This window comes from Streptomyces sp. NEAU-sy36, assembly GCF_013423905.1.
GTDB classification, from domain to species: domain Bacteria; phylum Actinomycetota; class Actinomycetes; order Streptomycetales; family Streptomycetaceae; genus Streptomyces; species Streptomyces misionensis.
The window spans coordinates 7,140,993-7,166,505 of record NZ_CP058977.1 but is presented as its reverse complement, the minus strand read 5'-3'; the positions used below and the strand labels follow the sequence as shown (position 1 = coordinate 7,166,505).

Annotated in this window: 18 protein-coding genes; 13 read left to right on the top strand and 5 right to left on the bottom strand. The window is 74.4% G+C overall.

The genetic code is table 11. The features are described from left to right. The first annotated feature begins 83 nt into the window (after nt 1-83). The 3 genes from HZZ00_RS31240 to moeZ all read left to right on the top strand — a co-directional run bounded on the left by HZZ00_RS31240 (nt 84) and on the right by moeZ (nt 3,001). The gene (locus HZZ00_RS31240; protein WP_070026882.1) at nt 84-1,043 is read left to right on the top strand and encodes an NAD(P)-dependent oxidoreductase; all 960 of its coding nucleotides are present in this window, start codon (nt 84-86) and stop codon (nt 1,041-1,043) included. Continuing rightward, nucleotides 1,031-1,759, top strand: a complete 729-nt coding sequence (locus tag HZZ00_RS31235; protein WP_180329528.1) for a spherulation-specific family 4 protein — start codon at nt 1,031-1,033, stop codon at nt 1,757-1,759. The genes HZZ00_RS31240 and HZZ00_RS31235 overlap by 13 nt, the downstream gene beginning before the upstream one ends. Before the next feature lie 63 nt (nt 1,760-1,822). After that, nucleotides 1,823-3,001, top strand: a complete 1,179-nt coding sequence (moeZ, locus tag HZZ00_RS31230) for an adenylyltransferase/sulfurtransferase MoeZ (RefSeq protein ID WP_180329527.1) — start codon at nt 1,823-1,825, stop codon at nt 2,999-3,001. Nucleotides 3,002-3,082: 81 nt separating this feature from the next. On the opposite strand, the gene HZZ00_RS31225 is transcribed toward moeZ, so the two are convergent. Beyond that, nucleotides 3,083-4,672 (bottom strand): alpha/beta hydrolase, encoded by a 1,590-nt coding sequence (locus HZZ00_RS31225; RefSeq protein WP_180329526.1) that lies wholly within the window; start codon nt 4,670-4,672, stop codon nt 3,083-3,085. A gap of 157 nt (nt 4,673-4,829) precedes the next feature. After that, on the bottom strand, nt 4,830-7,742 hold the full coding sequence (locus HZZ00_RS31220; RefSeq protein WP_180329525.1) for a lysylphosphatidylglycerol synthetase family protein: 2,913 nt from the start codon (nt 7,740-7,742) through the stop codon (nt 4,830-4,832). Between the two features lie 186 nt (nt 7,743-7,928). On the opposite strand from HZZ00_RS31220, the gene HZZ00_RS31215 reads away from it, so the two are divergent. The 5 genes from HZZ00_RS31215 to nudC all read left to right on the top strand — a co-directional run bounded on the left by HZZ00_RS31215 (nt 7,929) and on the right by nudC (nt 18,270). Beyond that, the gene (locus tag HZZ00_RS31215) at nt 7,929-8,315 is read left to right on the top strand and encodes an MGMT family protein (protein ID WP_070026872.1); all 387 of its coding nucleotides are present in this window, start codon (nt 7,929-7,931) and stop codon (nt 8,313-8,315) included. A 210-nt stretch (nt 8,316-8,525) separates the two neighbouring features. Beyond that, nucleotides 8,526-12,104 (top strand): ATP-dependent DNA helicase, encoded by a 3,579-nt coding sequence (locus HZZ00_RS31210; protein ID WP_180329524.1) that lies wholly within the window; start codon nt 8,526-8,528, stop codon nt 12,102-12,104. A gap of 94 nt (nt 12,105-12,198) precedes the next feature. Continuing rightward, nucleotides 12,199-15,723: an ATP-dependent DNA helicase gene (locus HZZ00_RS31205; RefSeq protein WP_180329523.1), complete on the top strand. Its 3,525-nt coding sequence runs from the start codon at nt 12,199-12,201 to the stop codon at nt 15,721-15,723. 47 nt (nt 15,724-15,770) lie between these two features. Next, a complete protein-coding gene (locus HZZ00_RS31200; RefSeq protein WP_180329522.1) occupies nt 15,771-17,174 on the top strand; it encodes a dipeptidase in 1,404 nt (467 codons plus the stop codon). A gap of 151 nt (nt 17,175-17,325) precedes the next feature. Next, the gene (gene nudC / locus HZZ00_RS31195; protein WP_180329521.1) at nt 17,326-18,270 is read left to right on the top strand and encodes an NAD(+) diphosphatase; all 945 of its coding nucleotides are present in this window, start codon (nt 17,326-17,328) and stop codon (nt 18,268-18,270) included. A 120-nt stretch (nt 18,271-18,390) separates the two neighbouring features. On the opposite strand, the gene HZZ00_RS31190 is transcribed toward nudC, so the two are convergent. Next, complete coding sequence (locus HZZ00_RS31190) at nt 18,391-18,633, bottom strand: mycoredoxin (RefSeq protein WP_074993197.1); 243 nt, start codon at nt 18,631-18,633, stop codon at nt 18,391-18,393. Nucleotides 18,634-18,830: 197 nt separating this feature from the next. Here HZZ00_RS31190 and HZZ00_RS31185 point away from each other — a divergent pair, with 197 nt between their 5' ends. From HZZ00_RS31185 to HZZ00_RS31165, 5 genes are all read left to right on the top strand, one after another. Continuing rightward, a complete protein-coding gene (locus HZZ00_RS31185; RefSeq protein WP_257585473.1) occupies nt 18,831-21,041 on the top strand; it encodes an ATP-dependent DNA helicase UvrD2 in 2,211 nt (736 codons plus the stop codon). Between the two features lie 163 nt (nt 21,042-21,204). After that, on the top strand, nt 21,205-21,528 hold the full coding sequence (locus HZZ00_RS31180) for a hypothetical protein (protein WP_180329519.1): 324 nt from the start codon (nt 21,205-21,207) through the stop codon (nt 21,526-21,528). Nucleotides 21,529-21,699: 171 nt separating this feature from the next. Continuing rightward, nucleotides 21,700-22,068, top strand: a complete 369-nt coding sequence (locus HZZ00_RS31175) for a WhiB family transcriptional regulator (RefSeq protein ID WP_070026864.1) — start codon at nt 21,700-21,702, stop codon at nt 22,066-22,068. Further along, the gene (locus HZZ00_RS31170; RefSeq protein WP_180329518.1) at nt 22,065-22,388 is read left to right on the top strand and encodes a hypothetical protein; all 324 of its coding nucleotides are present in this window, start codon (nt 22,065-22,067) and stop codon (nt 22,386-22,388) included. The genes HZZ00_RS31175 and HZZ00_RS31170 overlap by 4 nt, the downstream gene beginning before the upstream one ends. Nucleotides 22,389-22,529: 141 nt before the next feature. Next, a complete protein-coding gene (locus HZZ00_RS31165; protein WP_070026860.1) occupies nt 22,530-22,742 on the top strand; it encodes a hypothetical protein in 213 nt (70 codons plus the stop codon). 43 nt (nt 22,743-22,785) lie between these two features. Here HZZ00_RS31165 and HZZ00_RS31160 read toward each other — a convergent pair whose 3' ends face one another. After that, nucleotides 22,786-24,168, bottom strand: a complete 1,383-nt coding sequence (locus HZZ00_RS31160; protein ID WP_180329517.1) for an AarF/ABC1/UbiB kinase family protein — start codon at nt 24,166-24,168, stop codon at nt 22,786-22,788. Beyond that, entirely contained in the window at nt 24,161-25,387 is a 1,227-nt protein-coding gene (locus HZZ00_RS31155) for a TOMM precursor leader peptide-binding protein (RefSeq protein WP_180329516.1), read from the bottom strand. The genes HZZ00_RS31160 and HZZ00_RS31155 overlap by 8 nt, the downstream gene beginning before the upstream one ends. Nucleotides 25,388-25,513: the final 126 nt, after the last annotated feature.

Sequence of the window (25,513 nt, the reverse complement as noted above, 5' to 3'; positions counted from 1 at the left end):
GTTGAAGGAGAACCCGACATGCTCACCGCCCACCGGAAAGTCCCCGAACCCACCGAACCTGCCGGCGCCCCGGGAGCCGCCCGATGAGGGTCCTGCTGATGGGTGCCAACGGATACCTCGGCCGGTTCGTCGCCGAGCGCCTGCTCGCCGACCCCGCCGTACAGCTCACCGCGCTCGGGCGGGGGGACGACGCGGACGTACGGTTCGACCTCGCGACCGGCAGCCCCGGGGCGCTGACCCGGTTCCTGGACGCGGTCCACCCGGGCGTCGTGATCAACTGCGCGGGCGCCACCCGCGGCGGGGCGCGGGAGCTGACCCGGCACAACACCGTCGCCGCGGCCACCGTCTGCGAGGCCCTGCGCCGCAGCGGCTGCGGGGCGCGGCTGGTGCAGATCGGCTGCGGGGCCGAGTACGGGCCCAGCCAGCCCGGCTCCTCCACCGCCGAGGACGCCGTACCGCGCCCCGGCGGCCCGTACGGCGTCAGCAAGCTCGCCGCCACCGAACTGGTCCTCGGCTCGGGCCTGGACGCCGTCGTGCTGCGGGTCTTCTCGCCCGCGGGCCCCGGCACCCCGGCCGGCTCCCCGCTGGGCCGGCTCGCCGAGGCGATGCGCCGCGCCATGCAGTCCGGCGACGGGGAGCTGAAGCTCGCCGGCCTCGGCATCCAGCGCGACTTCGTGGACGTGCGCGACGTCGCGCGCGCCGTGCACGCCGCCTCGCTCTCCGCCGCGCAGGGCGTGATCAACATCGGTTCCGGCCGGGCGGTACGGCTGCGGGACGCCGCCGGGATCCTCGCCCGCGTGGCCGGCTACGGCGGCGCCCTGCACGAACTCGACGGCCCGCCCGGCCCGTTGCGCGGCGCCCTCGGCCACCCGCGGGCCGAGGCCGAGCACACCTCCCCGGCGGCGTTCCCGTACCCGGACGGCTGCGGCAGCTGGCAGCAGGCCGACGTGCGCACCGCGCGCGACCGGCTCGGCTGGCGGCCCCGGATCAACCTGGAGGAATCCCTGGCGGACATCTGGATGGAGGCGGCATGCCGCATCTGACCAGCACCGCGGTGCGCACCGCCCTCGGTGTCCCCGGTTACGCCCACCCCCTGGTCGCCCCCGCCCAGTGGGCCGAGCTGGCCCGCCCCGGCACCCCGCTGGACTGGGTGGCGCTCGACGTCTGCGCGGGCCCGGGCGCCCGGCCCGACCCGCACTGCCTGGAAGCCGCGGGCCGGCTGCACCAGGCGGGCGTCCGCGTCCTCGGCCGCCTCGATGCCGCCCAGGGCGCCCGCGCCCACGCCGAACTGCGCCACGACGCCCTGCGCTACCTCGACTGGTACCAGGTGGACGGCTTCCTGCTGGACCGCTGTCCCGGCGGCGCGGCCGAACTCCCCGTCGTCCGCCGGCTGCTCGCCGGCCTGCGGACGGACGCCGGCCCCGCCCACCTCGTCCTCGGTCACGGCACCCATCCGCACCCCGGCTACGCGGAGTGCGCCGACCAACTGGTGACCTTCGCGGGACCCTGGGCCGACTACCGCTGGTCCCAGGTCGCGGAGTGGACGGCGGACTACCCGCCCGACCGGTTCTGCCACTTCGTGCACGGAGTGCCCCGCGGTCACCTGGAGGAGGCGCTGCGCATCGCCCGCTGGCAGGGCGCGGCGACGATCTACTTCACGGACCGGACCGGCGGCCGGGGCCAGGGCGACCCCTGGGAGGCCATGCCCGGCTACTGGGACGAAATCGTCTCGCGCCTCGAAACGGGTGTCTCGGAATGAAGAAGGGCGTGGCAGTGTTGACGGGAGAACAAACGTAGTGATTGACCGACCAACGGAGTCCCCGTGTCGCTGCCACCCCTGGTCGAGCCGGCTTCCGAGCTCACCGTAGACGAGGTCCGCAGGTACTCCCGCCACCTGATCATCCCCGATGTGGGCATGGACGGGCAGAAGCGGCTGAAGAACGCCAAGGTGCTCTGCGTGGGCGCCGGCGGGCTGGGCTCGCCCGCGCTGATGTACCTGGCCGCGGCGGGCGTGGGCACGCTCGGCATCGTGGAGTTCGACGAGGTCGACGAGTCGAACCTGCAGCGCCAGATCATCCACAGCCAGTCCGACATCGGCCGTTCCAAGGCCGAGTCTGCGCGTGACACCGTCAAGGGCATCAACCCGTACGTGGACGTGATCCTTCACGAGGAGCGGCTTGAGGCCGAGAACGTGATGGACATCTTCAGCCAGTACGACCTGATCGTGGACGGCACGGACAACTTCGCCACCCGCTATCTGGTCAACGACGCCTGTGTGCTGCTGAACAAGCCGTACATCTGGGGTTCGATCTACCGCTTCGACGGCCAGGCGTCCGTGTTCTGGTCCGAGCACGGCCCCTGCTACCGCTGCCTCTACCCGGAGCCCCCGCCGCCGGGCATGGTCCCCTCCTGCGCCGAGGGCGGCGTGCTCGGCGTGCTGTGCGCGTCCATCGGCTCCATCCAGGTCAACGAGGCCATCAAGCTGATCGCCGGCATCGGCGACCCGCTGGTCGGCCGGCTGATGATCTACGACGCCCTGGAGATGCAGTACCGGCAGGTCAAGGTCCGCAAGGACCCCAACTGCGCGGTCTGCGGCGAGAACCCGACCGTCACCGAGCTCATCGACTACGAGGCCTTCTGCGGTGTCGTCTCCGAGGAGGCGCAGGCGGCGGCGGTGGACTCCACGATCACTCCCAAGCAGCTCAAGGAGTGGATCGACGACGGCGAGAACATCGAGATCATCGACGTCCGCGAGCCCAACGAGTACGAGATCGTCTCCATCCCGGGCGCCAAGCTGATCCCGAAGAACGAGTTCCTCATGGGCACCGCGCTGGAGTCGCTGCCCCAGGACAAGAAGATCGTCTTGCACTGCAAGACGGGTGTCCGCAGTGCGGAAGTCCTCGCGGTCCTGAAGTCCGCGGGCTTCTCCGACGCGGTCCACGTCGGCGGCGGCGTCATCGGCTGGGTCAACCAGATCGAGCCCGACAAGCCGGTCTACTGACCGACCCGCGCTCTCCGGAAGCCCGCGGCACCCGACCTCGGTCGGGAGCCGCGGGCTTCCGCCGTTCCCGGGAGCGCGGCGTCAGGTGCAGACCCCGCCGCTCCTGGGGACCGTCCCGTCCAGCAGGTACGCGTTCACCGTGTTCTGGACGCACTTGTTCTTGCTGTCGTACGCCCCGTGCCCCTGGCCCTTGTACGTCAGCTCCACCGCGACGCCCTTGCCGAGCGCCTGCGCCATCCTGCGCGCGCCCGCGTAAGGGGTGGCCGGGTCGCCGGTGTTGCCGACGACGAGGATGGGGGCCGAGCCGGGGGCGCTGACGTCGGGGTGGTAGGCGGCGCCGGGTACGGCCCAGTCGGTGCAGCTGACCATGCCCCAGGCGAGGAAGTCGCCGAACAGCGGGGAAGCGGCACGGAACCGGGGCAGCGCCCGCTGGACGTCGGCGACGGTGTACCGGGGTTTCTGGTCGGCGCAGTTGATCGCCACGTTCGCCGCGGTGATGTTGCTGTAACCGCCGTTCTGGTTGCGGCCGTTCATCGCGTCGGACAGCACCATCAGAACCCTGCCGTCACCGTCGTACGCCTGCTCCAGACCCTCGGTGAGGTACTCCCAGAAGTCCTTGGAGTACAGGGACTGCGCGATGCCGTTGGTGGCGGCCGTCTCGGTGAGCCGGCGCGGGGAGATCCCCGGGATCGGCTTCTTGTCGAGGTCGTGCAGGAGTTGCGCGATGCGGTCCTTGACGTCTCGCGGGGTGTCCCCGATCGGGCAGCCCTCGGGCTTGGCGACGCAGTCCTCGGCGAAGTTGTCCAGCGCCAGCTGGAAGCCCTTGGCCTGGCCGAGCGCGCTCTGCTCGGGGTTCTGGGTGGGGTCGACCACACCGTCGAACACCGCCCGGCCCACGTGCTGGGGGAACAAGTGGGCGTAGACGCCGCCCAGTTCGGTGCCGTAGGAGATGCCGAAGTAGTGCAGCTTGGCATCGCCGAGGAGCCGCCGCATCAGATCCATGTCCCGGGCCGCGTCGGTGGTGCGCACGTTCGGCAGCAGCTTCCCGGAGTTCGCCTCGCAGGCCGCGTTGAACTTCCGGGTGCGCGCGAGCAGCTGGGCGCGTTCGGTGCTGTCGTCGGGCGTCGCGTCCTGCTGGAAGAAGGTGTCGAGCTGGGCATCGCCGAGACACTTCACCGGCGCGCTGCGGCCGACCCCGCGCGGATCGAAGCTGACCAGGTCGTAGCGGGTGCGCAGGGTCGCGTAGTCCTGCGCGAACGCGGGCAGCGCGGTGACGCCGCTGCCGCCGGGGCCGCCGAAGTTGAACACCAGCGAGCCGATCCGCCGGTTCGCCGGCCCGCTGGCCTTGGCCCGGATCAGGGCGATGCCGATGGTCGGGCCCTGCGGCCTGCTCCAGTCCAGCGGCGCCTTCATGGTGGCGCACTCCCAGGTGGCGCCGTTCGGCAGCGGAGAGGGTGCGCTCCCGCCGCCCTCCGCCTCGGACGGGGCCGGGCACGCCCGCCAGTCCAGCGTCTGGGCCGTGAACCGGGCACTCGTGCCGGTGGCGCGGAGGTCGCCGTCGCCGCATCCGGTCAGCAGCGCGGCCAGCAGCACGGCGGCCGAGGTCAGGGCGGTGGTGGTGGTACGCGGCCGGCGGGGAACAACGGCACGCAGCCGGGAGTCAGAGGCCATGTGCCCATCCTGCGGGCCCGGGCGCCGCGCCGCGCGGGGCGCGGTCCGTACGAGGTACGGGGCCCGGGAGGGACCACCCCGGAGGATCGTCTCCGGGCCCCGAACGGCCCGAACGCTCCCCGAAGGGCCCCCGGCCGTGCTCCGCGGACCCGGCCCCCTACAGGGCGCCCTTGCGGGTCAGCTGGTTGAAGGCCAGCCAGCCCGGCAGCACCGGCAGCCACAGGGTCAGCAGCCGGAACAGCAGCACGGCGGGGGCCGCGACCTCCTTGGGCAGGCCGAAGGCGATCAGACCGAGGGTGAGGCTGGCCTCGACCGCGCCCACGCCGCCCGGGGTGGGCGCCGCGGAGCCGAGCGCGTTGCCCGCGAGGAAGACGACCGCGACGCTGGCGATGCTCAGCGAGGCCGAGCCGTCGCCGAAGGCCCGCACGGACGCGTCGAGGCACATCACGAAGCAGGCGGTCAGCAGCAGCATGCCGCCGATGCCGGTGACCAGCTTCTGCGGCCGCTGGAGCACATCGAGCATGCGCGGCACCACACCGGCGAACAGCGACCGCACCCGGGTGACCACGAACTTGCGCAGGAACGGCACCGAGGTCACCACCAGCACCAGCACCGCGACGGTCAGCAGACCCGCGATCACGGTGCGGGACGGCGACAGCGACGGCGTCTTCTCGGTGCCGGTCAGATAGCCGAAGGACAGCAGCATCAGGATGTGGCAGCCCAGCCCGAACAGCTGCGAGGCGCCGACGCTCGCCACCGCCAGCCCCGGGCGCACGCCCGCGCGCTGGAGGAAGCGCGTGTTCAGCGCCACACCACCGACCGCCGCCGGTGCCACGATCTTCACGAACGACCCGGCGACCTGGGCCGCCACCGTCCGCGGGAACGGCACCCGCTCCGGCACGAAGCCCAGCAGCGACATCGCCGCCGCCACATAGCTCAGCGCCGAGAACAGCACGGCCGCGACCACCCAGCCCCACTGCGCCTGGGCGAACAGCGTGCCGAACTGGATGTGGGTGAGCTGCGTCAGCAGGAAGTACGCGCCGATCGCACCGGCGATGAAGCTGATCAGCGTGCGCGGCCGCACCCGCTCCAGCCGGGCCGGCTGCACCGGGGCCTGGGGCCTGATCCGCAGCACCTGGTGCCGGATCTGGGTGAGCAGGTCCTCCTCGCGGGCCTCCTCTATGGCCTCGTCGATCGCCCGCCGCTCGGCCCGCTGCTCCGCCCGCACCGCCTTCTTGTCCGGCCTGTCGGCCTCTTCCAGGGTGGTGCCGTTCGCGTCGGCGGCCTCCTGGAGCCGGGCCAGCTTGGCCTGCCGGGACGCCTCCAGGACCGCCTCCCGCTCCCGCTCGGCGCGCTCGCGGCCCAGCCGGCGCAGCGTGGCGCGGGTGGAGCGGGTGAGCGCGATCGGCTGGAGCATCGGCAGGCAGTCGGCCACCGCGTCCGGACCGAGCACCCCGACCGCCGAGGCCACGGCCCGTTCGGCGCCGACCCGCAGGCCGAGCGTGGTCAGCAGCTGGGCCACGTCCATGCGCAGCAGCAGCTCGCCGGCCGCGATCTCGCCGCCGCGCAGCTCGGTGAGGATCACCTCACCGGAACGATCCACCAGGATCGCGTCGCCGGCCAGCCTGCGGTGCGCGATGCGCCGCGACTGCAGCGCGCGCACCTGCCGCCAGGCGCTGCGCAGCAGCTCGTCGGTGATCTCCTCGTCGGCCAGCGAGTCCAGGGTGCGTCCGCCGGTGTGCTCGTAGACCAGCATCACCGCGTCCGGGCCCAGCTCCGAGGTGGCGATCAGCTTCGGCGCGTTGGCGCCCGCCGCGATCGCCGCGTACGCCAGCAGCGCCTCCTGCTCCAGCGCCTGGCGCAGCGACTGGAGGCTGGAGCGGGTGGCGAAGCCGCGCAGGGTCAGATTGCGCCATGCCCGGTAGAAGAAGCCCTGCGCCTGCTGCTCGCGGTCCACGACCGTGACGTCCAGCGGCGGGCCGTCCTCCAGGGTGACGAAGTAGCGCCGGCCGCGGTCGCCGTTCTCGCTCTCCACGGCCTCCTCGCGGACCGCGCCGACCGGATGGAAACCGACGTGCCGCAGGCCCGCCAGCAGGGTCCGGCCGGTGGGGCGGATGTTGGGGGAGCCGACCGCGTACAGGGTGCCGTAGGCGACGGACCAGCCGATGAGCACCGTCAGGACGATGGAGAAGGCGGTCGTGTAGCCGGTGACCAGCATGGAGAACGCGTCGAGCAGCAGCACGATCCACAGCACCGCGCGCCAGCGGGGTCTGCGGGACATGCCGACGGCCGTCATATAGGCGATGACGGGTGCCAGATAGCCGTGCACCGGATCGGTCAGGGCGTGGACGTCGCCCGGCGAGGGCTGGGTCAGGGCGTCCTGGATCGAGCCCGGGGCGGCCCGCGCGACCCACAGGTCGGTGGCGAGCGTCACCCCGTGCGCGAGGACGGCGGCGAGGACGCCGTCGGCGATGCGCAGCCCGTCCCGTTTGATCAGCCGTTCGATCGCGAAGGCGACCGGGACCAGCAGGATCGCGATGCTGGAGGCCAGCCCCGCGAAGCGGATCAGCAGGTCGGGGGCCTGTCCGGTGCCCTTGTTGATGTCCTGTTCGAGGCCGGAGGTGGTGCCGTGCGCGAACGCGGCGACGGCGAGCACCACCACGATGGCGAGCAGGCCCACCAGGAGCCGCATCAGGTCCGAGGGCCGGTGCACACGGGCAGGGAGCAGCGGCTCGTCGCCCTCCACGGGGTCCGGGTGATCCGCGTGCGGCTCCGGGTCCGGCCGCGGGTCCTGGTCCGGCTTCGGGACCTCGGCCCCGTGCGGGTCCCGGGCCTGCGGCTCCTGGTCCGCGCGCGGGGCGTCGTCGCCTCCCGGCCCGCGGTCTGCCGGCGGGTTCTGCGGGATGTGCGCCCCCTCGGTGCGTTCCGCCTCGGCGCTTTCCGGGGCCGCCTGCCGCGGTTCCCGGCGCGCGTCCTGGTCGTCCTTGCCCGTCGTACGGCCGGTCTGCGGGCGTGCGCCGGCGTCAGGGGTGCCCGACCCGCCCTCGGGGTGCACGCCCTGCTGTTTCATGATCTCTTCTTGGTCTCGTATCACCGGTCACCGCCCGCACGATGGTGGCATGCCCCACCGACACACGCGGGCGTCAGGGTGCGGATGTGCGGTCGCACAGTCTGCCGGAAGCGCCGCCCGGGGGCGAGAGGAGCGTCCGGTCCGCTCCGCGCCACGATGTCGGCGGGGTGCGGCAGGATGGGGCGAATGAGCGAGCAGAGCCCCGGTGAGGACATCCTGGACACGCACCCGGCGGAGCTCCCCGAGTACGCCGAGCGGGTCCTCCAGGTCGCCGAGCTGGTCCCGCCGGGACGGGTCATGACGTACGGCGACGTCGCCGAGTGGCTGGAGGAGGGCGGCCCGCGCCAGGTGGGCCGGGTGATGGCCCTCTACGGCGGCGCCGTGCCGTGGTGGCGGATCGTCCGCGCCGACGGGGTGCTGCTGCCCGGGCACGAGCTGCGCGCGCTCGCGCACTACCGCGCCGAGGGCACTCCGCTGAAGGAGGCGGGCAGGAGCGCCGAGGGCCACCTGCCGCGGCTGGACATGCGGCGGGCCCGGTGGGACGGCGGTACGGGCGACGAGGGTCACACCTGACAGCTTCCGCCATCGGGGGGCCCCGGGGGCAACCCCTGCCCCGTCCGGGTGACACCGGGGACACCCGTGGCATGCCGTACGTTCGAGAGTCGGCGGCATCACGCCGGCGGCTCGTGTGTCCCCCAGCCGGAGGGCACCGCCCCGCGCGCGTGAGCGCCCGCCCGCCCGCACCACCAGCAAGCAGTACGACCACCAGGACCGGCCGACCACGTGAGCTCCTCTTCCACCACCGGACGCCCGCCGCACCCCGAGGTGCGGCGGGGGAGCCGTGGCGCCTACCGACTGGTGCGCACCCCGCCGCCGCGGCCGGCCTCCCCTGTTCTGGACGCCGCCCAGCGCGCCGTGGTTGACCACCGCGCCGGGCCCCTGCTCGTCCTCGCGGGCCCCGGCACCGGCAAGACCACCACCCTGATCGAGTCCGTGGCCGCGCGGATCGCCCGGGGCGGCGACCCCGAGCGCATCCTGGTGCTGACGTTCAGCCGCCGGGCCGCCCTCGACCTGCGCGACCGCATGGCCCAGCGCATCGGCGCGGCCCGCGCGCCCCGGGCGACCACCTTTCACTCGTACGGCTACGCCCTGGTCCGCGCCCACCAGGACGGCGAGCTGTTCGCCGAGCCGCTGCGCCTGCTGTCCGGCCCCGAGCAGGACGTCGCCGTGCGCGAGCTGCTGGCCGGGCAGCCCGAGCTGGAGCGGCTCGGGCTGACCCATGTGCGCTGGCCGGACGAACTGCGCGCCTGCCTGACCACCCGCGGTTTCGCCGACGAGGTCCGTGCCGTGCTCGCCCGCAGCCGTGAGCTGGGCCTCGGCCCGGACGCCCTGGACGCGTTCGCCCGCCGCATCGGCCGCCCCGACTGGCGCGCCGCCGCCGCCTTCCTCGCCGAGTACCTGGACGTGCTGGACCTCCAGGGCGTGATCGACTATGCCGAGTTGGTGCACCGCGCGGTGCTGCTGGCCGGCCGCCCCGAGGTCGGCGCCGCCCTGGCCGCGCGGTACGACGCCGTGTACGTCGACGAGTACCAGGACACCGACCCGGCCCAGGTGCGGCTGCTGCGCGCCCTGGCCGGCGGCGGCCGCACCCTGGTCGCGTTCGGCGACCCCGACCAGTCGATCTACACCTTCCGGGGCGCCGACGTGAACGGCATCCTCGACTTCCCGGAGGCCTTCCCGCGCGCCGACGGGCGCCCGGCCCCCGTCCAGGTGCTGCGCACCAACCGCCGCTCGGGCGGCGCGCTGCTGGCCGCCACCCGGCTGATCACCCGGCGCATGCCGCTGCCCCGGCTGCCCGCCGACAAGGTGCGCGCCCACCGGGAGCCGGCCGCGGTACGCGACGGCGGCCGGGTCGAGGTCTACACGTACCCGACCCCGGGCACCGAGCTGGACAACATCGCGGACATCCTGCGCCGCGCCCACCTTGAGGACGGCGTCCCCTGGCGCGACATGGCCGTCCTGGTCCGCGCCGGCGCCCGCTCCCTGCCCACCCTGCGCCGCGCCCTCACCGCGGCCGGCGTCCCCCTGGACATCGACGGCGACGACCTCCCCCTGCGCCACGAACCGGCGGTGGCGCCGCTGCTCACGGCCCTGCGGGCGGTGGCGGTCGCGGAGGCCCGGGAGCGGGAGGGCGGGGCGCCGGGGGAGCGGCCGGAGGCGCAGGCCCAGGCGGAGGCGCAGGCGCGCCCGGAGCCGGACGGGGGTTCGGAGCCGGACGGGGGCGCGGCGCCCGACAAGGGCGCGGCGAGCGGTGCGGGCGCGGCGGGCGACGCGGGCACGGTGGCCGCCGAGGGGCCGACGGCCGACGAGGGCCCGGCACCGGGCGAGCGTCCTGCCGTGGACGGCTCCCGCGCGCCGGACCGGAGCGCGGCGGCGGACGAGCACCCCGCCCCCGCCCGGCACCACGCCGAGCCGCCCCGGGAGACGCCCTGGCTGGACACCGAGACCGCGCTCACCCTGCTCGGCTCCCCCCTGGCCGGCATGGACGCGGCCGATCTGCGCCGGCTGGGACGGGCGCTGCGCGAGGAGGAGCGGGCCGGCGGGAACCCGTTGCCGCCGCCCTCGGACGAGCTGCTCACAAGGGCGCTCGCCGAGCCCGAGCGGCTGGCCGTGCACGACCCGGCGTACGCCCGGGGCGCCCAGCGCCTCGGCGCGCTGCTGCGCACGGCCCGCGAGCGCCTCGCGAACGGCGGCACGGCCGAGGAGGCGCTGTGGGACCTGTGGTCCGGCACGCCCTGGCCCGGCCGCCTGGCGCGGGCCGCCCTGCGCGGCGGCGCGGCCGGCCGCAACGCCGACCGGGACCTGGACGCCGTCTGCGCCCTGTTCGCCACCGCCGCCCGCGCCGAGGAGCGCACCGGGGGCCGCGGCGCCCTGAACTTCCTGGCCGAGATCGAGGCCGAGGACATCGCCGCCGACACCCTCACCCGCCGCGCGGTACGCCCGGACGCCGTACGCCTGATGACCGCGCACCGAGCCAAGGGCCTGGAGTGGCCGCTCGTCGTCGTCGCGGGTGTGCAGGAGGGCCTGTGGCCCGACCTCAGGCGCCGCGGATCGCTGCTGGAGGCCGACCGGATCGGCCGCGACGGACTGGCCGAGCCGCTCACCCAGGGCGCGCTGCTCGCGGAGGAACGCCGCCTGTTCTACGCCGCCGCCACCCGCGCCCGCGACCGCCTGGTCGTCACCGCGGTGAAGGCGCCCGCCGAGGACGGCGACCAGCCCTCCCGGTTCCTGACCGAGCTGGGCGTCGAGCCCAGGGACGTCGCCGGCCGCCCCCGGCGACCGCTGTCCGTGGCCGCGCTCGTCGCCGAGCTGCGCGCCACCACCGTCGACCCGCGTGCCTCCGCCGCGCTGCGCGAGGCCGCCGCCCGCCGCCTCGCCCGGCTCGCCGCGCTCACCGACGAGGACGGCCGCCCCCTCGTCCCGGCCGCGCACCCCTACCGCTGGTGGGGCATGTTCGAGCCGACCGAGAGCAAGGTGCCGCTGCGCCACCGCGACCAGCCCGTGGTGCTTTCCGGCAGCGCCCTCGACCAGCTGGCCAACACCTGTGCCCTGCAATGGTTCCTGGGCCGCGAGGTGAAGGCCGACGCGCCCGCCACCGCGGCCCAGGGCTTCGGCAACGTCGTGCACGTCCTCGCCGACGAGGTCGCCTCCGGCCGCACCCCCGCCGACCTCGACGTCCTCATGGAACGCCTGGACTCGGTGTGGAACGCGCTCGCCTTCGACGCGCCCTGGAAGTCCCGCCAGGAGAAGGACAACGCCCGCGCCGCGCTGGAACGCTTCCTGAACTGGCACGTCCTGGACCGGGCGGGGCGCACCCCCGTCGCCAGCGAGCAGGACTTCGACGTCACCCTGGAGGCGGGCGACTACCAGGTCCGCGTCCGCGGCCAGATGGACCGCGTCGAGACGGACGCCGAGGGCCGCGCCTACGTGGTCGACTTCAAGACCGGCAAACAGGCCCCCACCGCGCGCGAGGTGGCCCGCCACCCCCAGCTCGCCGTCTACCAGCTCGCCGTCCGCGAGGGCGCCGCCGACACCGCCTTCGACGGCGCCCGCCCCGAGCCCGGCGGCGCCGAACTGGTCCACCTGCGCCAGGGCGCCGCCCAGCGCGACGGCGGCGAGACGCTGCCCAAGGTGCAGAGCCAGGAACCGCTCGCGGGGGAGTGGGTCGGCGAGCTGCTGGCCACCGCCGCCGGGAAGGTCCTGGACGAGCGGTTCTCGCCCAGCGCCGGCCAGCACTGCGCCCACTGCGCCTTCCGCGCCTCGTGCAGCGCCCGGCCCGAGGGACGGCACGTGGTGGAGTGACGTACCGCACCCCACCCCGCTGACCTGGGCCTACCCCGTCCTGGAGGAGCGGCGCGCACGGGTCTGTCAGTGCCCCCCGCTAGCCTTTTGCGACATGCCCGCCCATCTCACCGATCCCGAGCAGCTCAAGGAGCTCCTCGGCATCCCCTTCACCCCGGAGCAGACGGCCTGCATCACCGCGCCGCCCGCCCCGCAGGTGATCGTGGCCGGAGCCGGGTCGGGCAAGACCACCGTGATGGCGGCCCGCGTGGTCTGGCTGGTCGGCACCGGGCAGGTCGCCCCCGAGCAGGTCCTCGGCCTGACCTTCACGAACAAGGCGGCGGGCGAGCTGGCCGAACGCGTCCGCAAGGCCCTCGTCAAGGCGGGCGTCACCGACCCCGACGCCCTCCCGTCGCCCGGCCGGTCCGCCTCGGCGGCTTCCTCCGCCGACCCCTCCGGGTGGGACCCGGACAACCCCCCGGGCGAGCCGGTGATCTCCACGTACCACTCCTTCGCCGGCCGCCTCCTCACCGACCACGGCCTGCGCATCGGCCTGGAGCCCGCCTCCCGCCTCCTCGCCGACGCCACCCGCTACCAGCTCGCCGCCCGCGTGCTGCGCGAGGCCCCCGGCCCCTACCCGGCGCTCACCCGCTCCTTCGCCGACCTCGTCAGCGATCTGCTCGCCCTCGACTCCGAACTCTCCGAGCACCTCGTGGAGCCCGGCCGGCTGCGCGCCTGGGACACGGAACTGCTGGCCGCCCTCGACGGCGCGAAACTCAGCAACGCCGAGCTGCGCAAGGTCCCCGAGACCGCCGCCGCCCGCCGCGAACTCACCGACCTGGTCCAGCGCTACCGGGCCGCCAAACGCGAACGGGACCTGCTCGACTTCGGCGACCAGATCGCGCTGTCCGCCCGCCTCGCCGGCCTGCCCGAGGTGGGCCGCCTGCTGCGCGAGGAGTTCCGGGTGGTCCTCCTGGACGAGTACCAGGACACCTCCGTCGCCCAACGCGTGCTGCTCGCGGGCCTGTTCGGCGGCGGCACCGGCCACCCGGTGACCGCAGTCGGCGACCCCTGCCAGGCCATCTACGGCTGGCGCGGCGCCTCCGTCGCCAACCTGGACGACTTCCCGGAGCACTTCCGCCACGCCGACGGCCGCCCCGCCACCCGCCAGGCGCTCAGCGAGAACCGGCGCAGCGGCGGCCGCCTCCTCGACCTCGCCAACGGCCTCGCCGCCCCGCTGCGCGCGATGCACGCGGGCGTCGAAGCCCTCCGCCCCGCCCCCGGCGCCGAGCTCGACGGCCGGGTCCGCTGCGCCCTGCTGCCCACGCACGCCGAGGAGCTGGACTGGCTCGGCGACTCCATCGCCCACCTGGTGCGCACCGGCACCGCCCCCGGCGAGATCGCCGTGCTGTGCCGTACGGCGGGCGACTTCGGCGCGATCCAGGCCGCGCTCGTCGCCCGGGACGTCCCCGTCGAGGTGGTCGGCCTGTCCGGGCTGCTGCACCTGCCCGAGGTCGCCGACCTGGTCGCCGTCTGCGAGGTCCTCCAGGACCCCGGCGCCAACGCCGCCCTGGTGCGGCTGCTCACCGGGCCCCGCTGGCGCATCGGCCCCCGCGACCTCGCCCTGCTCGGCCGTCGCGCCCGCCTGCTGGTCGCCCACGCCCGCGCCGACGACGCCGACGACCCGGACCGCCGGCTGGCCGCCGCGGTGGAGGGCACCGACCCGGCCGAGGTGATATCGCTCGCCGACGCCCTGGACACCTTCCTGGACGCCTCCGGCGAGGACGACGACGGGCTGCCGTTCTCCCCGGACGCCCGGGTGCGCTTCGCCCGCCTCGCCGCCGAACTGCGCGAGCTGCGCCGCGCGTTGTCCGACCCGCTGATGGACGTGCTGCACCGCGTCCTCGCCGTCACCGGTCTGGAGGTGGAGCTGTCGGCCTCCCCGCACGCGCTGGCCGCCCGCCGCCGCGAGACCCTCGCCAACTTCCTCGACGTGGCCGCCTCCTTCGCCGCGGGTGACGGCGAGGCCACCCTGCTCGCCTTCCTCGGCTTCCTGCGCACCGCCGCCCAGTACGAGAAGGGCCTCGACAACGCCCTGCCCGGCGGCGAGAACACCGTCAAGGTGCTCACCGCGCACAAGTCCAAGGGCCTGGAGTGGGATGTCGTTGCCGTGCCCGGCCTCGTCACCGGCACGTTCCCCAGCACTCAGGGCCGCGACAAGTGGACCGCCCAGGCCAAGGTGCTGCCGCACGCCCTGCGCGGGGACGCCGCCACCCTGCCCGACGTCGACGGCTGGGACGCGCGCGGCATGAAGGCCTTCCACGAGGCCATGAAGGACCACCAGCACACCGAGGAACTCCGCCTCGGCTACGTCACCTTCACCCGCCCCCGCTCCCTCCTGCTCGGCTCCGGCCACTGGTGGGGGCCCAGCCAGAAGAAGAAGCGCGGCCCGTCCGACTTCCTCCGGGCGCTCCACGACCACTGCGCCGCCGGGTACGGCGAGATCGAGGCCTGGGCGGACGAACCCGGCGACGACGAGGAGAACCCGGCCCTGCGCGCGCCCGACACCGAGCAGGCCTGGCCGCTGCCCCTGGACCCGGAGGCGCTCGCCCGCCGCCGCGCGGCCGCCGAGACGGTCCTCGCCCACCTGGCGGCCCGGAACCCGGCCGACGCCGCCGTTCCCGCCGCCTCCGGCGACCCCGACTGGCCCGCACCGCCGGAGGAACCGCCGCACGACGAACCGCCCTACGAGGACGAACCGCCCTACGAGGACGAGCCGCCGTACGACGACGAGCCGCCGTACGACGACGAGCCGTACGGCCCGTACGACGGCCCGGCCCCCGCCACGCCCGCCGTCCCCCGCCAGGCCACCGGCCCCGCGGAACCGGTGCTCACCCCCGAGGAGACCCGTCTGATCGCCTCCTGGGACCGCGATCTGGACGCGCTCACCCGGGAGCTGCTGCTGGCCCGCCGCACCGTCACGGACGTGCCCCTGCCCGTGACGCTGACCGCGACCCAGCTGCTGCTCCTGGCCGAGGACCCGGACGGGCTCGCGCAGGAGCTCGCCCGCCCCATGCCGCGCCCCCCGCAGCGGTCCGCACGCCGCGGCACCCGGTTCCACGCCTGGGTGGAGTCCCGCTACGAGGAGCTGGCGCTGCCCCTGCTGGAGCCCGACGAGCTGCCCGGCGGCGACGCGGAGATCGCCGACGAGGAGGACCTGGAGGCGCTGAAGGAGGCCTTCGAGCGCACCGAGTACGCCCGGCGCACGCCGTACCGCGTCGAGGCCCCGGTCCAGCTCACCCTCGCCGGGCGGATCGTGCGCGGCCGGATAGACGCCGTCTACCGCACGGGCGAGGGCGCGACGGCGACGTACGAGATCGTGGACTGGAAGACCGGCCGCGAGCACACCGCCGACCCGCTCCAGCTCGCGGTCTACCGGCTGGCCTGGGCCGAGCAGCAGGGCGTCCCGCTCGACTCGGTCACCGCCGCGTTCCTGTACGTGCGCACCGGCGAGGTCGTCCGCCCCGCGGACCTGCCGGACCGGACCGCGCTGGAGCGGCTGCTCGGCGGCGGTCCCGACGGGACGTCCGGCACGGCGGGGCCGGCGCCGGACGTGACACAGCACCCACCGCGAGTGTGACGAACCGCCCGCCGAGGATGCCCGCGCGGGCCGATAGGCTCGTGAGCATGAGCCAGACCCCGGACAGCGCCGTCCGCACGTACATCGAGCAGCACCGCGCCGCCTTCCTCGACGACCTCGCCGCATGGCTGCGCATCCCCTCCGTGTCGGCCCAGCCCGACCACGCGTCCGACGTGCGGCGCAGCGCGGACTGGCTCGCCGCCAAGCTGAGGGAGACCGGCTTCCCGACCGTCGAGGTGTGGCCCACCGAGGGCGCCCCGGCCGTCTTCGCCGAGTGGCCCTGCGACGACCCCGGAGCGCCCACCGTGCTGGTCTACGGCCACCACGACGTGCAGCCCGCCGCCCGCGAGGACGGCTGGGACAGCGAGCCCTTCGAGCCGGTCGTGCGCGGCAACCGGCTCTACGCGCGCGGCGCCGCCGACGACAAGGGCCAGGTGTTCTTCCACACCCTCGGCGTGCGCGCCCACCTCGCCGCGACCGGCCGCACCGCCCCCGCGGTCGGTCTGAAGCTGCTGATCGAGGGCGAGGAGGAGTCCGGCTCCCCGCACTTCCGGGCCCTGGTGGAGGAGCGCGCGCAGCGACTCGCGGCCGACGCCGTGATCGTCTCCGACACCGGCATGTGGGCCGAGGACACCCCGACGGTGTGCACCGGCATGCGCGGCCTGGCCGAGTGCGAGATCCGCCTCCACGGCCCCGACCAGGACATCCACTCCGGCTCCTTCGGCGGCGCCGTGCCCAACCCGGCCACCGCCGTCGCCCGCCTGGTCGCCGCCCTGCACGACGAGCGGGGACGGGTGGCCGTGCCCGGCTTCTACGACGGCGTCGTGGAGCTGACCGAGCGCGAGCGCGAGCTCTTCGCCGAGCTGCCCTTCGACGAGGAGCGCTGGCTGCGCACCGCCAAGTCCCGCGCCACCCAGGGCGAGGCCGGGCTCACCACCCTGGAGCGCATCTGGGCCCGCCCGACCGCCGAGGTCAACGGGATCGGCGGCGGCTACCAGGGCCCCGGCAGCAAGACCATCATCCCGTCCTCGGCCATGGTCAAGCTGTCGTTCCGGCTGGTCGCCGGGCAGGACCCGGACCACGTCGAGAAGGCGGTCCGCGCCTGGGCCGCCGAGCAGGTGCCCGCCGGGATCCGCGCCGAGATCGACTTCGGCTCGGCCACCCGCCCCTGTCTGACCCCGCTCGACCACCCGGCGCTGCGCTCGGTGGCCCGGGCGATGGGCCGCGCCTTCGAGGGCCCGGTCCGCTTCACCCGCGAGGGCGGCTCCGGCCCCGCCGCCGACCTCCAGGAAGTCCTCGGCAGCCCCGTGCTCTTCCTGGGCATCTCCGTCCCCTCCGACGGCTGGCACGCGCCCAACGAGAAGGTCGAGCTGGACCTCCTCCTCAAGGGCGTCGAGACCAGCGCCTACCTGTGGGCCGACCTGGCCGAGAACTGGCGGCCCTCAGCCTGACCGGCCCGCACCGGGCCCCGGCACGGGGACGCCGGGGCGAGGGGCACACTGGAAGGACCCCCCCGCCCGCCCGACCCGGTGCGTCCCGTCGTACGTCCCGCCGAACCGCCCGCCGAACCGAACCGCCGCACTGGGGGAGTTGGAAGCACCCGTGACCACCTGGACCGACGACACAGCCGATCGACCCATCTCGCTGACCGCCCCCGGCGGCATCGACCGCGCCGCCCACCACCGGCTGGACGAGGCCTGGCTCGCGGCGGCGTGGAGCCACCCCACGACCCGCTGTTTCGTGGTCTCCGGCGGCCAGGTCCTCATCGACGAGACGCCCGACGGCCGGACCGAACTCGTCATGACGCCCTCCTTCGAGGCACCGCTCACCGAGGCGCACCGCTACTTCCTCGGCATCGACGAGGACGGCGTGGCCTACTTCGCGCTCCAGAAGGACGCGCTGCCCGGCCGCATCGACCAGTCCGCGCGCCCGGCGGGCCTGCGCGAGGCGGGTCTGCTGCTGTCGGCGCGCGACACCGCGCTCATGGTGCACGCGGTCGGCCTGGAGAACTGGCAGCGCACCCACCGCTTCTGCTCCCGCTGCGGCGAGCGCACGGTGATCGCCGCCGCCGGTCACATCCGCCGCTGCCAGGCCTGCGGCGCGGAGCACTACCCCCGTACCGACCCGGCCGTGATCATGGCGGTCACCGACGCGGAGGACCGCATCCTGCTCGGCCGCCAGGTGCACTGGCCCGAGGGCCGCTTCTCCACGCTGGCCGGCTTCGTGGAGCCCGGCGAGTCCATCGAGCAGGCGGTACGCCGCGAGGTCGCCGAGGAGGTCGGCGTCACCATCGGCGGCGTCGAGTACGTGGCGAGCCAGCCCTGGCCCTTCCCGTCCAGCCTGATGCTCGGCTTCATGGCCCGCGCCACCACCACCGAGATCCAGGTCGACGGCGACGAGATCTCCGAGGCCCGCTGGTTCTCCCGCCAGGAACTGCACGAGGCATTCGAGTCGGGCCAGGTGCTGCCGCCCTACGGCATCTCCATCGCGGCCCGCCTGATCGAGATGTGGTACGGCAAGCCCCTCCCCACCCGCGCCGCCTTCTGAGGCACCCCGGCGGGCCACCGGCCGGGTGCCGTACGGCACGCCGGGTGCCGTACGGCACACGAAAACGGCGGTTCCCGAGCCACCGCGGACTCGGGAACCGCCGTTTCGCAGCTCGGGCCGTTACGCGGCGAGCTTCTGCTTGACCTGGGCCAGCGACGGGTTCGTCATGGTGGTGCCGTCCGCGAAGAGCACGGTCGGGACCGTCTGGTTGCCGCCGTTCGCCTTCTCCACGAACGCCGCGGACTCGGGGTCCTGCTCGATGTTGATCTCGGTGTAGGCGATGCCCTCCCGGTCCATCTGGCTCTTCAGCCGACGGCAGTAGCCGCACCAAGTCGTGCTGTACATCGTCACAGTGCCCTGCATCTCTCGCGCTCCTCAGGCAGCTCGGAAAAACGTCGTCCGCCAAGTGAACGCGGACGACCGGCCCGCCATTCCCACGGGGGGTATCCGGCCGGGACCGGCCGCCCCGACTGTGACTCCCGCCGCACCGGTACGACCATCCCACCCCGCCTGTGGACAACCGGCGCGGCCGCCCCGGGCGACCTGGCAGCATGGCTGGTGTGACAGCAGCAACGCACTCCCCCCTCTTCCCGCAGGTACCGGACCTCCCGGACTCCGCCGACGCGGTGCTCGAAGGGCTCGATCCCGAGCAGCGCGAGGTGGCCACCGCCCTGCGCGGCCCGGTGTGTGTGCTGGCCGGCGCGGGCACCGGCAAGACCCGGGCGATCACCCACCGCATCGCCTACGGGGTGCGGGCCGGCATCCTCCAGCCCGCCAGCGTCCTCGCCGTCACCTTCACCAACCGCGCCGCCGGAGAGATGCGCGGCCGGCTGCGCCAGCTCGGCGCCCAGGGCGTCCAGGCCCGCACCTTCCACTCCGCGGCCCTGCGCCAGCTCCAGTACTTCTGGCCGAAAGCCATCGGCGGCGGCATGCCCCGGCTGATCGACCGCAAGATCCAGCTCGTCGCCGACGCGGCCGCGGCCCTCGGCACCCGGCTCGACCGCGGGGAGCTGCGCGACGTCACCAGCGAGATCGAATGGTGCAAGGTCACCCAGACGATCCCGGCCGACTACCCGTACGCGGCAGCGAAGGCCGGCCGCGAGTCCCCCCGCGACCCCACCGAGATCGCCCACCTGTACGCGGCCTACGAGGACCTCAAACGCGACCGCGCCGTGATCGACTTCGAGGACGTGCTGCTGCTCACCGTCGCCATCCTCCAGGACCGGCACGACATCGCCGAACAGATCCGCGCCCAGTACCAGCACTTCGTGGTGGACGAGTATCAGGACGTCAGCCCGCTCCAGCAGCGGCTGCTGGAACTGTGGCTCGGCGAGCGCGACGACCTGTGCGTCGTCGGCGACGCCAGCCAGACCATCTACTCGTTCACCGGAGCAACGCCCGACCACCTCCTCGACTTCCGCGTCCGGTACCCGGGCGCCACCGTGGTCAAGCTGGTGCGCGACTACCGCTCCACGCCCCAGGTCGTCCGCCTGGCCAACGGCCTGCTCGCCCAGGCTCACGGCCGCGCCGCCGACCACCGGCTGGAACTCGTCTCCCAGCGCCCCTCCGGACCCGAACCCGTCTACGCCGAGTACACCGACGAGCCGGCCGAGGCCGAGGGCGCCGCCCGCCGCATCCGCGAGCTGATCGACGCCGGCGTCCCGGCCGCCGAGATCGCCGTTCTGTTCCGCACCAACTCCCAGTCCGAGACCTACGAGCAGGCCCTGGCCGACGCCGGCGTGCCCTACCAGCTGCGCGGCGCCGAGCGCTTCTTCGACCGGCCCGAGGTGCGCAAGGCCGGCATCGCCCTGCGCGGCGCCGCCCGCTTCGGCGGCAACGACGCCCTGCTGGACGGCGCCGTGGACCTGCCCTCCCAGGTCCGCGCCGTGCTGTCCGGCGAGGGCGGCTGGACCCCCGTGCCCCCGGCCGGCTCCGGCGCCGTCAGAGAACGCTGGGAATCCCTCGCCGCGCTGGTCAACCTCGCCCAGGACCTCGCCGCCGCCCGCCCGGGCGCCACCCTCGGCGACTTCGTGGCGGAACTGGACGAGCGGGCGAACGCCCAGCACGCCCCCACCGTCCAGGGCGTCACCCTCGCCTCCCTGCACGCCGCCAAGGGCCTCGAATGGGACGCCGTCTTCCTGGTGGGCGTCGCCGAGGGCATGCTGCCCATCACCTACGCGAAGACGGACGAGCAGGTCGAGGAGGAGCGCCGTCTGCTCTATGTCGGCGTCACCCGCGCGCGAGAACGCCTCCATGTCTCCTGGGCCCTGTCCCGCTCGCCCGGGGGTCGCCCGAACCGCAGGCCGAGCCGCTTCCTCGACGGGCTGCGCCCCGGCACCACCCCCACCGTGGGCCGCGGCGCCGCCGCGGCCGTCGGCGGCGTCGAGCGCGGCGTCCTCGCCGCGGCCGCGGCCGCGGCGCCCCGGCGCGCCCAGCGCACCCCGGCCCGCTGCCGGGTCTGCGGCCGCACCCTCACCGACGCCGGCGAGATGAAACTGATGCGCTGTGAGGACTGCCCCTCCGACATGGACGAAGGGCTCTACGAGCGGCTGCGCGAGTGGCGGGCGGCGCAGGCCGCGCGGAGCGGTCAGCCGGACTTCTGCGTCTTCACCGACCGCACCCTGATGGCCATCGCGGAGGCCCGGCCGGACAGCGCCGCGGAACTCTCCCGCATCCCCGGCGTCCTCAGCCGCAAGCTGCGCAGCTACGGAGCCGATGTGCTGGCCATCTGCGCAGGTCAGGAAGTTGGCGGCGAGGACGCGGACGACTGATGCGAACTCGTCGGAAAAATAGTTTGCGCACGCGCCGCGAATCCCCATAGGTTCTAGGCACGGAAGCAGCGGCCTTCTCCAAGGCCCGGCCTCCGTGATGTACTTGCACATACGAAACGGACTGGTTCACCAGTCCCTGAGACGCCGAGAGGAGGCGAGTCCAGTGATCAGCATCAACTTCAGCACCATCGGCACGGCCAAACTGACCGATCGCTCGACCGTCTCCCTGTGCATGCTCGGCGCCTCCCACCAGGGCACCGGTCTGTCCGGCATTCGTGCCGTCCGTCCGGCCTCCGCCCTGGCTCCCGCGGGCCTCCCTGCCCGCGATGAGCGCAATGAGCGACCGACCAAGGCACTGGAAGCGGTAGTGGCACAGGCAGGCGCCTATGCCTTTGCAGCGGCCGGTGCCGGATTCCGGAAGCAGACGACGCAGCACCACCAGATGTGGGCCTTCCGTGGGCCAAAACCCTGGAGCTATCCAGCCTGACCTGATCAGGCCGGCGCCTTCAGGGCCGCGGAACCCCATCCGGGATCCGCGGCCCTTCAGTTTTTCCCGAACGGGGAGGACACCGCGAAGGGGCCTCGGGACAAGAAAAGAACCCGGTACCAGCCGCCACCCGGTCAACCGGCCGGAACGACCAGACGAGGAAGACCAACCGTGCAACTCGAAGCGCACGCCCCGTCCGTACCGCCTTCGCAAACGATCCCCCCGCCCGGCCTCACGGAGGACCCCGCCTTGATCCCCCTCACCGCGCTCACCGCGCTCGACGACGCCATCGAGAACCTCGGCGTACCCGTCCCGTGCCGCTCCTACGACCCGGAGGTCTTCTTCGCCGAGTCGCCCGCGGACGTGGAGTACGCCAAGTCCCTGTGCCGCACCTGCCCGCTGATCGAGGCCTGCCTCGCCGGGGCCAAGGAGCGGCGCGAGCCCTGGGGCGTCTGGGGTGGCGAGCTGTTCGTGCAGGGTGTCGTCGTCGCCCGGAAGCGGCCGCGTGGCCGCCCGCGGAAGAACCCGGTCACGGCATGAACACCCCAGGAACAATCGACCGTCCCCTCACGCACGACCCCAAGAAGCAGGCCCCGATGAAGCCGTCCACCAGCGAGCCCGCAGGCTCCGCGACCCCAGACTCCCGCACCACCGGCGCGACCGAAGCGCGCCAGAACAGGACCCGAGAGATGCAACTCATGCAAGAAGCCCTGGCACGTGCGCATATGCACGACCGGTTGCATGACGCCCGCCGGGAGCGCCAGGCCACGCGCCTGGCCGTTGCCCAGCGGATGCAGCGCCGGGCGGAGCGCGCCTCGCTGCGCGCCCGCCGGGCGCTCGCCATGGCGGTCATGCAGTAAGAGCCACACCCGAGCAGCGGTGGCCTCCCGGCGCGGACCGGGAGGCGAGACGCTCCCCGCGGGGGCCGGTCCGGCCGAACGGACCGGCCCCCGCGGTGCGTTCTGCGCGCCGCCGGACGCTCACGGAGTTATCGTCACCGGGTGACGAGTCTTCCCCCAGGAAGCGATCAGGGCGGCTCCCCGAAGCGCCCGGCACCCCTGCTGTGCGCCCGCTGCGGCATCCCCGCCCCCGGCCCCCACCCGGCCACCTGGACCTGCTCCGTGGAGAACGGCACCCCGGTCTACTTCTGCGCCACCTGCTCGCGCGAGAACCTCCGCTCCATCGAGGGCCGGCTGGACTCGGCGTGGTGGTGACCCCCGCCCCGGGGCCGCTCCGGGCGTCCCGGGGCGCCCCGGGTCAGGCTTGTGCCGCCGGCTCCTCCTCGGTGGGGTCGTCCTCCGGCAGGTCGTCGAGGGCGAAGCCGGGGAGCCAGGACTCCAGCTCGTCGCGCAGGCGGACCGTGGCGCCCAGCTGGCACAGGACGCCGATGGTGCTCAGGGTCACCCGGTGGATCAGGAGGTACGCCGGGGGCAGGTTGAGCTGCTTGCCCAGCTGGTAGGCGGGTGAGCGGGGGTCGGCGATGCGGGCGGCCTGGCTGCGCATCCAGGAGCGGGTGAAGGTGAACGCGTCGACACGGGCCGGCTCGATGATCGGCAGCAGGTAGTCGAGGACCGCGTCCGGATCAAGCTCTATCGACTCCTTGACGAAGCCCTCCTCGCAGAGCAGCTCGTAGACCGTCTCGGCGTCGCCGTCCAGCGTCATCCGCAGGGAGATCCCGATCGGGGTCGGCAGCCCGCCGGGAAGCCGGTCGACGGTGCCGAAGTCCAGGACCCCGAGGCGCCAGTCGTCCTCGCCGTCCGGGCCGCCGGGCAGCAGCCGGAAGTTGCCCGGGTGCGGGTCCGCGTGCAGCAGCCCGGTGCGGGCCGGCCCCGAGAACAGGAAGCGGGCGAGCAGCTGGCCGGCCCGGTTCCGCTGCTCCGGGGTGCCGTCGGTGATGATCTCGGACAGCGGGACGCCGTCCATCCACTCCGTGACCAGTACCTGGTCGCACTGGTGCACCACCGCCGGGACCACCACGTCCGGGTCGCCCGCGAACTCCTCCGCGTGGGCCGTCTGGGCCGCGGCCTCCAGCCCGTAGTCCAGCTCCTCGGAGACACGGTCCCGCAACTCGGCGATCAGCGGCTTTATGTCCATGCCCGGGATGAGCGGTCCCAACAAGCGGGCGAAGCGGCCCAGTTGGCCGAGGTCGGACAGCAGTGCCTCGCCGGCGCCCGGGTACTGCACCTTGACCGCCACCTCGCGGCCGTCGTGCCACACCGCCCGGTGCACCTGGCCGATCGAGGCCGCGGCCGCCGGCTTGTCCTCGAACTCCACGAACAGCTCGCGCCAGTCCGCGCCCAGCCGCTCCTCCAGCACGGTGTGCACCGTGCGGGTCGGCATCGGCGGGGCCGCCTCCTGGAGCTTGGTCAGGGCCGCCCGGTAGGGGCCGGCGACCTCCTCGGGCAGCGCCGACTCGAAGACGGACAGGGCCTGCCCGAACTTCATGGCCCCGCCCTTCAGCTCCCCGAGCACCTTGAAGAGCTGCTCCGCCGTGCGCTGCTGCAGCTCCCGGCCGACGATCTCCGCGGACTCGCCCACGATCCGCTTGCCCAGGCCCCAGGTCGCCCGGCCGGCGAAGCCGAGCGGGAGCGCGGCGAGCTTGGCGGTACGGGTGACCGCCTTGCGCGGAAGATCAGACATGCGCCCTCCAAGTCCCTGTCGGCCGTGCCGCGCCCGCTTCGCGTGCCCGCTCCGTCGACGGCCGTTGCACCGCCATTGTCGCGCGTGCGAGCCCGCCGGTCGGTGTGTGTTCCGCCTCTGCTTTCTTACCGGCCCGCCGCGCGGCGCCGCAGCCGCAGGCCGGATGCGGCCACAGAGGGCGTGCGTGCCAGGTCAGACCGGGCAGGGACGCCTCCCAGCGGGTGCCCGGGCCGGACGGCGACACGCCGTCGAGGAAGGCCAGGGCGTGGGCCGCGGCCAGCCCGGCGACCGCCGTGGCGAGAGCCAGGTCACAGGCACCGGGGTGGCGGGAGCCGCCGGAGCGCCACTGGGCGAGCAGCCGGGGCCAGGCCGGGTCCCGGTCCGTACGGCTCTCGTGCAGACAGCCTGCACAGGCCGTCTCGCCGGGCAGCACCAGCGGGCCGACCACGCCCGTGCCCTCCACCACACCGGCGTACAGGTGCGGGGTGCCCGAGGCGAGCAGCGGCTCGGCGGCGCGCGGGTCCGGGGCGTGCACGGCCACCTCGTCCCGCGGCGCGAGGACCACCAGGGAGAGGCCCGGCTCCTCGGCCCCGGAACCGGGGGAGTGGGCGCGGCGGGGCGGGCGGTCCGGGGCGGCCCGGCGCACGGCCGCCGCCGCGGCCGTCCCGCGGGGCCGGCCGACCGACTCGGCGGGCAGCCCGCCGGGTGCCACGTCCTCCGGCCCCACCCGCCCCTCGTCGAGCACCTCCACCTCGCCGACGCCCGCGCCCGCGAGCACGGCCGCCAGCAAGGCCCCGACCCGGCCCGCGCCCCGCACCCGGACCCGCAGCGCGCGCCGGGCGGCGAGCCGGGCGAGCGCGCCGCCCGGCTCGGGCGTGGTCAACGAGAGCGAGGCCAGATCGGGGCGCAGCCGCCGCAGCACCTCCGGTTTCCCGCGCAGCGCGTCCGCGGCCGGCCCGCCGCCGCGCGCGTCGTCGACGAGGCCCGCGCGGGCCAGCCGGTCCACCAGTTCGTCGACGCGGCCGTCCGGCAGGTCGAGGCGGCGGCCCTCCGCGCGCAGCAGCGGCAGTCCCCGGGTGCCGTTGAGCAGGTCGAGGAGACCGCCCGTGGCGGCGTCCATCGGACCCAGCGTCAGCGCGTGCGCGGGGGTCATCCCGAACTGCACCGTGCCGAGGTCCCGCCAGCCGCGCCGCAGCGCGGGTTTCACCATCGGATGCATGCCGACCCCCGTCTCCCGTGTCCGTGTATCTGGGTATCCGTCGAGACTCCGGCGGAATTGGTCGTGTTCCGCCGACACCTGCCAGCATGCCCGCCCGGCCCGCGAGGCGCGGAAAGTTATCCACAG